This is a genomic window from Arthrobacter sp. 35/47, assembly GCF_000520475.1.
GTDB classification, from domain to species: Bacteria; Actinomycetota; Actinomycetes; order Actinomycetales; family Micrococcaceae; genus Arthrobacter_D; species Arthrobacter_D subterraneus.
In genome coordinates, this window is sequence record NZ_KI914603.1 from 28,341 (window position 1) to 36,428 (window position 8,088).

Consider the following 8,088-nt stretch of genomic DNA (forward strand, 5'->3'; position numbering starts at 1 on the left):
GGCCCTTTCAGCGGCCGGCTCCGCCAGCCGGAACCGGCCATATCTAATGCTACTCCCGAGTAGGAACCCGAATACTAGCGTCATAAAACCGGTTTGAAGAACGCCCTCTATGGTTTCCCAAGAATTGTCCAAGGAATGGGGAGCACCCTGTGGAAACCGGGCCCGTTAGTAAGCATGGTTTCGGTTACAAAACGAGGGAGCTCTGAAATGTCCAACCACCAACCTGCGGTCAGCCCCCCTTATGGGCGCCGTACAATTCGTCTCACATCATCTGTTCTTACCAGCGCACTGCTCATTACGGCACTTGCGCCTCTTGCAGCAACACCCGCTCAGGCGGAACTTGCCGCCGTTGGTCCCATCGATGCGGCGACCGGGTATCCGGCCTGGTACTCGGATGGAACGGTCCGCCTGAAGCTGTGCGTTGATCCCGACGAGGGATGTCTTGCTGAACTGCCGGACCCGAACGCACCTATCTCCCATCCGGATAATTTCCCGGGTGAATCCTTCTGGTTCGCAGCCGAAGCTTCGGGCGGAAACCTCGGCTTGTACGAGGCTGCTCTGGAAGCAGCTCATACTACCGAGGAGGCAACCGCGGGTGAGCAGATTGCCTTTGCACGGCTTCGATTCCGCTTGACCGGACTGGTCAACGGCGCTGACTACATCATCACCCACCCATACGGCGTGCACACCTTCACCGCCGCTGCTGGTGGTATCAATGTCACGATCGACGAGGGGGATTGCGCAACATCGCCCTGCAATTTTGATCTTGCCCGTGATGCGTTCCTCGGCGATTTCGGCGGACCCGGACAGACTGCCACCTTCCTTCGACAGGAAGGCGCGGCGCCGGGCACGATCGGAAGTATCAACGCCTCACTGCCCGTTACGGGTGCGCCGTCGGGCAATAACTTTGTCCGGGTCGACGGGCCGAACGCGGGTGGACCTGGTGTGAACACTCTGACGGTGGACCGGTTCGCCATACAGGGCGTCATTTCCACCGATGTGGATGGAGCACCGTCCACGCCGGACCTCGCGGCCGGCAGCGATACGGGCCGTTCCAGCGCTGACAACATCACCAACGCGACGACGCCTACCTTCAACGGCACGGCCACGGCGGGATCAACGGTGGAACTTGTTGTCGACGGTGTCGCAACCGGTGTGACTACTGTTGCAACCGGCGGTGCCTACTCGCTGACGGCCGTAACGCCGCTCGCTAATGGAACGCATCGCATCATTGCGAGGATCAACGGGGACCCGAACCTCGATTCCGCACCGCTTGCCATGACAGTTGACACGGTAGCCCCGGCGGCGTCGGTGGCACCACCGCTGCCGTCCAACCCCAGCGCAGACGCTACCCCGACCCTCAGCTTCACGTCGGAGGCGAACGCAAACTTCGAATGCCAGTTGCTTCCCAGCAACCCGATCTTCGCGCCATGCACCTCGCCGCACACCTACGACGCGCAGCTGAACGGTGACTACACCTTCAACGTCCGGGCAACGGACGTCGCGGGCAACACCGGCGCCAACGCCACCTACACCTGGCGCATCGGCACCGGCACACCGCCACCACCGCCACCTCCTGCCGGCACCGCCGAGCAGAAGGACATGAACGGTGACGGCAACCCCGACATCGTGGCACGGGACTCCGGCGGACGGCTCTGGCTCTACCCCTCGACCGCCGCAGGCGGCTTCGGCAGCCGGATCCAGATCGGCAGCGGCTGGGGTTCCATGAACGCCATCCTGCAACCGGGTGACTTCAGCGGCGACGGACGCTCCGACATCCTGGCCCGCGACACCTCCGGACGGCTCTGGCTCTACACCGGAACCGGAACCGGACGGATCAACGGCGGCGTCCAGGTCGGCAACGGCTGGCAGGGCATGACCGCGCTGATCACACCGGGTGACTTCAACGGCGACGGCAGGGTTGACCTGCTGGCACGCAGCTCCACCGGCGCTCTCTACCTCTACCCCGGCAACGGGGCCAGCGGTTGGGGAACCCGCACCCAGCCCGGTTCCGGATGGGGCGGCATGACCGCAATCGTCGGAACCGGTGACTTCAGCGGTGACGGCAACTCCGACGTCATCGCCCGCACCTCCACCGGCGCCCTCTGGCTCTACCGCGGCAACGGCACCGGCCGGTTCGGGACCGCCAACCAGATCGGCTCAGGCTGGAACGGTTACACCATCACCGGTCAAGGTGCCTGGAGCACTGCAGACGCCAACAGTGACCTGGTGGCCCGCGACAGCACCGGCAGGCTCTTCGTCTACCGCGGCAGCGGCACCGGCGGTTTCGTGGGATCCCGCACCCAGATCGGCAACGGCTGGGGTGGTTTCACCATCGTCCAGTAGCTGACCGAACCACCTGAACAACAGGAGATCCCCTCCCGCTTAGGCAGGAGGGGATCTCCTGCATGTCAGCAGGACGCGCCTCCAACCAATAGATTAGGAAGATGGCTGAGCAAACTCCCCTCCAGCACCTTGCCGAGCAGTACCGCGTCGGAACCACCTTCAAGGGGTGGGACGGCGCGCCCCGGACGGTCAGCGATGACACCCTGGTGTCGGTCCTCACCGCGCTGGGAGTTGACTGCGCAACCGACGACGACATCGCAGCCTCCCTCCGCGCTGCAGAACGCGCGCCGTGGGCGCGGACGCTTCCTGCCGCCGTCGTCGTCCGCCAGGGCGATCCCACCACTGTGCCCGTGAATGTGCCTTCCGGCGCCGCGCCGTCCCTGCGCATCGAACTGGAGGACGGGACGGAGCTGCCGCTGACCGTGGGCAGCCCCCAGACCGGGGACGCGGATGGGATCAGCCGCTTTGCTGTGGACCTGCCGCCCGATCTGCCGCTCGGCTGGCATTCGCTGGTTGCGTCCGTCGGCTCGGCCGAGACCAGCTGCGCGCTGGTGGTGACTCCGAGACGGCTCAGCACCGCCGACAGGCTGACCCGCACCTGGGGGCTCATGGCGCAGCTGTATTCGGTTCGCTCGGAGGCCTCGTGGGGAATCGGGGACCTCGACGACCTCGCGCGGCTTGCCGAGATTTCCGCTGCGAAGGGTGCGGGCTTTGTGCTGATCAACCCGCTGCACGCGGCGCAGCCCAAGCCTCCAGTGGAGGCGTCTCCCTACCTTCCGAGTACCCGCCGGTTCTTCAACCCCATCTATCTCAGGGTGGAGAACGTTGCGGAATTCGGCGGTCTGTCCGGGGCGGAGGCGGAGACGGTCCGCAACCTGGCCGCCGGGTTTAAGGCCGCGAACCACAATGCAGAAGTGATTGACCGGGACCCGAGCTACGCCGCCAAACTGCAGGCGCTGGAGCTGATCTTCGCCGTCGGACGTACTCCCGAACGGGAGGAAGCCTTCCAGCGGTTCCGCGAGGAGGCAGGCCCCGGCCTGGAGAACTTCGCACTGTGGTCGGCGCTCGCCGAGACGCTCCCGGAGGGTGCTGCTGAGTGGGAGGATCCCGAATACCTCGAGGCCCAGCGGGTACGGCTCGGTTCCCGGATCGAGTTCCATGCCTGGCTGCAGTGGCTCTGCGACGAACAGCTCGAGTCAGCGCAGCGGGCCGCAGCCGCAGCCGGGATGAACCTCGGTATCATGCACGACCTCGCGGTTGGGGTCCATCCCGCCGGCGCCGACGCGTGGACCCTCCGCGACGTCCTGGCCTCGGGAATCAGCGTCGGCGCGCCGCCGGACATGTTCAACCAGCAGGGACAGGACTGGGCCCAGCCGCCCTGGCACCCGGAACGGCTCGCGGAATCCGGCTACGCCCCCTACCGGGACATGCTGCGAACCATCCTTCGCCATGCAGGCGGGATCCGTATCGACCACATCCTCGGACTGTTCCGCCTCTGGTGGATCCCGCAGGGCTCCAGCCCCGGTGACGGCGCCTACGTCTATTACGACCACGAGGCCCTCATCGGCATCCTCGCCCTGGAAGCGGAACGGGCAGGTGCCGTGGTGGTCGGTGAAGACCTCGGCGTCTTCGAGCCCGGAGTGCAGGAGTACCTGGCGGAGCGCGGCGTCCTGGGCACCTCAATCCTCTGGTTTGAGTACGACGACGACGAACCGCGTCCCGCCGAGCAGTACCGGACAGCGTGCCTCACCACGGTCACCACCCACGACCTGCCGCCCAGCGCCGGCTACCTCGCCGGACGGCACGTGGAACTGCGTGAGCGGCTGGGTCTGTTGGGCAGGCCTGTGGAGGAGGAGAAAGAAGCGGACCGGGAAGCGCAGGAGCAGGTGCTGTCGCTGGTCCGCTCCACCACCGGCACCCGGCCGGCAACGGTGCAGGAGACGGTCGAGGCCATGCACACGTTCATCGCGACAACGCCGTCCGTGCTGCTCGGTGTAGCGTTGACGGACGCCGTCGGCGAGGAGCGGACGCAGAACCAGCCAGGCACCACAGCCGAGCAGTATCCCAACTGGCAGGTCCCGCTGGCGGGTCCGGACGGCGTCGTGCTCGTTGAGGACCTGGCTGAGCTGGCCCGGTTCGAATCGCTGGTGCGTTCCATCCAACCGTAAACCGACTACGAACACCGTTCATCGCGTCAGAATGACCGTTCACCGCACGACGGCGGTGCTTGCTCCAGGCAACGTGTGACCTAATGCACAATATTCTGTGGTGGGGGCTGAGCGGACGATGACGTCCAACAATAGAGAAAGAGGCATTCCGTCCATGAGCTGGCTCGACAGGGATCACACCATAGCCCCACCCGGATTCAACCGCTGGCTGATTCCGCCGGCAGCACTCGCCGTGCATTTGTGCATCGGCCAGGCATACGCAACCAGCGTCTACAAGACGGCGCTGGTGGAACACTTCGACGCAAGTCTGACGCAGATCGGTCTGATCTTCTCCATCGCCATTGTGATGCTCGGCCTGTCCGCGGCCGTCATGGGCACCTGGGTTGACACGAACGGACCGCGCAAGGCCATGTTCACCTCAGCAATGTTCTGGGTGAGCGGCTTCCTGGTGGGTGCTCTCGGCATCTTCACCAACCAGCTCTGGCTGGTCTATCTCGGCTACGGCGTCATCGGCGGAATCGGCCTCGGTATCGGCTACATCTCGCCCGTGTCCACGCTGATCAAGTGGTTCCCGGACCGGCCGGGACTGGCCACCGGAATGGCGATCATGGGGTTCGGCGGCGGTGCGCTGATCGCCAGCCCGCTGTCCACCCAGCTGCTCAGGATGTATGACCCGAACTCGGGCGCTGAAGGATGGGTTGCCAGCGGTGAAGCCGTGGGAATGCTCTTCGTGACACTCGCAGTGATCTACCTCATCTACATGGTGTTCGGTGCTTTCACCATCAAGGTTCCCGCTGCGGACTGGCGTCCGGAAGGGTTCGATCCGAGCACGCTGAAGTCGAAGCCGCTTGTCACCACTGACCATGTGTCGGCCAAGAACGCCATCCGCACCAAGCAGTTCTGGCTGATCTGGATTGTGCTCTTCTGCAACGTCACGGCCGGGATCGGCATTCTTGAGCAGGCTGCACCCATGATCCAGGACTTCTTCCGCCAGCCTGACGGCATCAGCGCCGTTTCGGTGGCGGTGGCCGGCGGTTTTGTCGGTCTGCTGTCCATCGGCAACATGGCGGGTCGGTTTGTCTGGTCGAGCACCTCGGACCACATTGGCCGCAAACGCATCTACATGGTGTACCTCGGTGTCGGTGCCATCCTTTACACGGTACTTGCCCTTGCGGGTGCCTCAACCACCATCCTCTACGTGCTGCTCGCGTTTGTGATCATCTCCTTCTACGGCGGCGGTTTCGCCACTGTCCCGGCGTACCTCCGCGACCTGTTCGGCACGTTCCAGGTGGGCGCCATCCACGGCCGCCTCCTGACGGCCTGGTCCGCAGCCGGCATCGCCGGACCGCTGATCGTGAACGGGTTCCTTGATGCACGCGGTACTCCCGGGCAATTGGTTGCGGCGGATTACCAGCCCGCCCTCCTAACCATGGTTGGCCTGCTGATCATCGGGTTCATTGCAAACCTGCTGATCAAGCCTGTGGATTCGCGCTTCCACGAACCGAAGAAGACAATTACCGAACCCGCAATGGAGGCATGAGATGGAAATCAGCAAGGCACGACTGACCGTTGTCTGGGCACTCGTGGCAGTGCCCCTGGCCTACGGGATCTTTATGACACTCACCCGGGTGGCCGCACTGTTCACTGGCTAGCCCGGAATTGACAGACCAGAAGACGCCGCCGTGGACGATGTTGACGGCGGCGGTCTTCTGTGGGGTACACGTACCTACCAGCGCGGATGGACGGCTTCCCGGAAGTACCGGTCGTAAATGTCCCGGACACCGGCGCTCATGCTATTGCCGACCTCGGAATGTCCCCCGGCTTCGGCGTTTGCCCGTGCCTGGGCAGCGGACCGGGCTCCGGGGATTACGGTGCTCACGCCGTTCTGCGCGATGATCCAGGCGAGCGCCGCCTGGGCTGTGCTCACGCCGTCCGGCACCAGGGCGCTGAACTCCTGTGCCGCTGCCAGGCCGGTCTCGAAGTCCACTCCCGAGAACGTCTCGCCGACGTCGAACGCCGCACCCGTCCGGTTGTAGTTGCGGTGGTCATCTTCGGGGAACGCGGTGTCCTTGCTGTATTTGCCGGACAGGAGCCCCGAAGCCAGCGGAACCCTGGCGATAATTCCGACGCCGGCCTGCCGCGCGGCGGGAAGTACTTCATCGAGCGGCTTGAGGCGGAAGGCGTTGAGGATGATCTGTACGGTGGCGGTGTTGCCCCGCCGGATTGCTTCGAGAGCCTCATCGGTCCTCTCCACACTGACTCCGTAGTTCCGGATCACTCCTTCTGACACGAGTGTGTCCAGTGCGTCGTACACCTCGGTTGAGGAGTACACGGCGGAGGGAGGGCAGTGCAGTTGGACGAGGTCCAGGGTGTCCTGCCGGAGGTTGCGGCGCGAGCGATCGGTCCACTCGCGGAAGTTGCTGAGGGTGTAGTTCTCCGGAACCTGGTCCACGCGTCGGCCCATCTTGGTGGCGACAGTGATGTCCAGTCCCGGGTTTTGCTCGAGGAATGCGCCGATGGTCTGCTCGCTGCGTCCGTCGCCGTAGACATCCGCGGTATCGAAAAAGTTCACGCCCGCGTCAGCGGCGGCTTCCAGGACGGCGGTGGCGTCCTTCGGCTCGACTGAGCCCCAGTCCGCCCCGAGCTGCCACGTACCCAGCCCGATCACCGATACATTGCGTGTTGTCTTGCCAAGAGTGCGTTGTTCCATTGTTCGACTATAGGGCGGCAGACTCACATCAGCGACAGGACGAACGCCAGGACAAAACCTGCCGCCGTGCTCAGGGCAACGGCGGGCCCGCCGTGTTCATACGCCTCAGGCATCAGGGTATCCGCCAGGGACGCGATCACGGCACCGGCGGCAAAGGCCAGGGGTAGTGAGATGGTTTGCGGATCCGCGCCGGAGAGCGGACCGGCACCGATCACGACGGCGGCCACCAGCAGTACCGCACATGCTGTCCAGAGGCCGAGGATCTTGCCCCTGGACATGCCCTGGCTCTGCATCGAGGACGAGCCGACCAGAGCCTCGGGCAGGTTGGAGACAAAGATCGCGGCGAGGAGCGCCAGCCCGCCCGTGCCCTCACCCAGGGCTACGCCGAGGGCCACGTTCTCCGGGACGCCGTCGAGTGTGACCGCGGCGAGAAGCGCGAGTCCCGCTGCTCCACGCGTGGAGACGCTTGATGACTTCTTCTCCTGCGCGGCGGCGTCGGTATCGAGTTTGGCGCTGCCCTGGTATTCGTCAGCCGGAACGTCCTGCTCTCCCGGCTGGGCCCACTTGTCCAACAGGGCGCTCAGCACGGTGAAGACCACGGCACCGGCGAACAGCCCGCCCGCGGCAAGGACTATTCCGCCGTGCTCGTAGGCATCGAAGAACAGCTCGAACGCCAGGGCCGTGATGAGCGATCCGGCGGCGAAAGCCAGCAGCATCGCGAGGATCCGCTTCGGCAGTTCGAAGCGGATACCGATGAGTGAGCCGATAATGAGCGGCGTTGACGCGATGACCCCGAACAGCAGCGACGTTCCCATGCGCGCCAGTATAGGAGCGTGGACGCGCCCGTGGGGGGCCGGCTTCCGG

The 8,088-nt window shown here is 64.8% G+C and carries 5 protein-coding genes; 3 read left to right on the forward strand and 2 right to left on the reverse strand.

Annotated features, from left to right (window positions below; all coding sequences use genetic code 11):
• Nucleotides 1-207: 207 nt before the first annotated feature.
• The 3 genes from X803_RS21090 to X803_RS0110635 all read left to right on the forward strand — a co-directional run bounded on the left by X803_RS21090 (nt 208) and on the right by X803_RS0110635 (nt 6,054).
• A complete protein-coding gene (locus X803_RS21090; protein ID WP_051470666.1) occupies nt 208-2,346 on the forward strand; it encodes an FG-GAP-like repeat-containing protein in 2,139 nt (712 codons plus the stop codon).
• A gap of 101 nt (nt 2,347-2,447) precedes the next feature.
• Entirely contained in the window at nt 2,448-4,514 is a 2,067-nt protein-coding gene (gene malQ / locus X803_RS0110630) for a 4-alpha-glucanotransferase (RefSeq protein WP_026545122.1), read from the forward strand.
• A gap of 154 nt (nt 4,515-4,668) precedes the next feature.
• Nucleotides 4,669-6,054, forward strand: a complete 1,386-nt coding sequence (locus X803_RS0110635; protein WP_026545123.1) for an OFA family MFS transporter — start codon at nt 4,669-4,671, stop codon at nt 6,052-6,054.
• A 186-nt stretch (nt 6,055-6,240) separates the two neighbouring features.
• Here X803_RS0110635 and X803_RS0110645 read toward each other — a convergent pair whose 3' ends face one another.
• Both X803_RS0110645 and X803_RS0110650 read right to left on the reverse strand, forming a co-directional pair.
• Nucleotides 6,241-7,224, reverse strand: a complete 984-nt coding sequence (locus X803_RS0110645) for an aldo/keto reductase (protein ID WP_026545124.1) — start codon at nt 7,222-7,224, stop codon at nt 6,241-6,243.
• A 23-nt stretch (nt 7,225-7,247) separates the two neighbouring features.
• On the reverse strand, nt 7,248-8,039 hold the full coding sequence (locus X803_RS0110650) for a ZIP family metal transporter (RefSeq protein WP_026545125.1): 792 nt from the start codon (nt 8,037-8,039) through the stop codon (nt 7,248-7,250).
• Between the last annotated feature and the right edge of the window lie 49 nt (nt 8,040-8,088).

Bases quoted from the DNA above. Each gene is read 5' to 3' on its own strand.
- X803_RS21090 (WP_051470666.1), top strand. From the start codon at position 208: ATGTCCAACCACCAACCTGCGGTCAGCCCCCCTTATGGGCGCCGTACA.
- malQ (WP_026545122.1), top strand. From the start codon at position 2,448: ATGGCTGAGCAAACTCCCCTCCAGCACCTTGCCGAGCAGTACCGCGTC.
- X803_RS0110635 (WP_026545123.1), top strand. From the start codon at position 4,669: ATGAGCTGGCTCGACAGGGATCACACCATAGCCCCACCCGGATTCAAC.
- X803_RS0110650 (WP_026545125.1), bottom strand. From the start codon at position 8,039: ATGGGAACGTCGCTGCTGTTCGGGGTCATCGCGTCAACGCCGCTCATT.
- X803_RS0110645 (WP_026545124.1), bottom strand. From the start codon at position 7,224: ATGGAACAACGCACTCTTGGCAAGACAACACGCAATGTATCGGTGATC.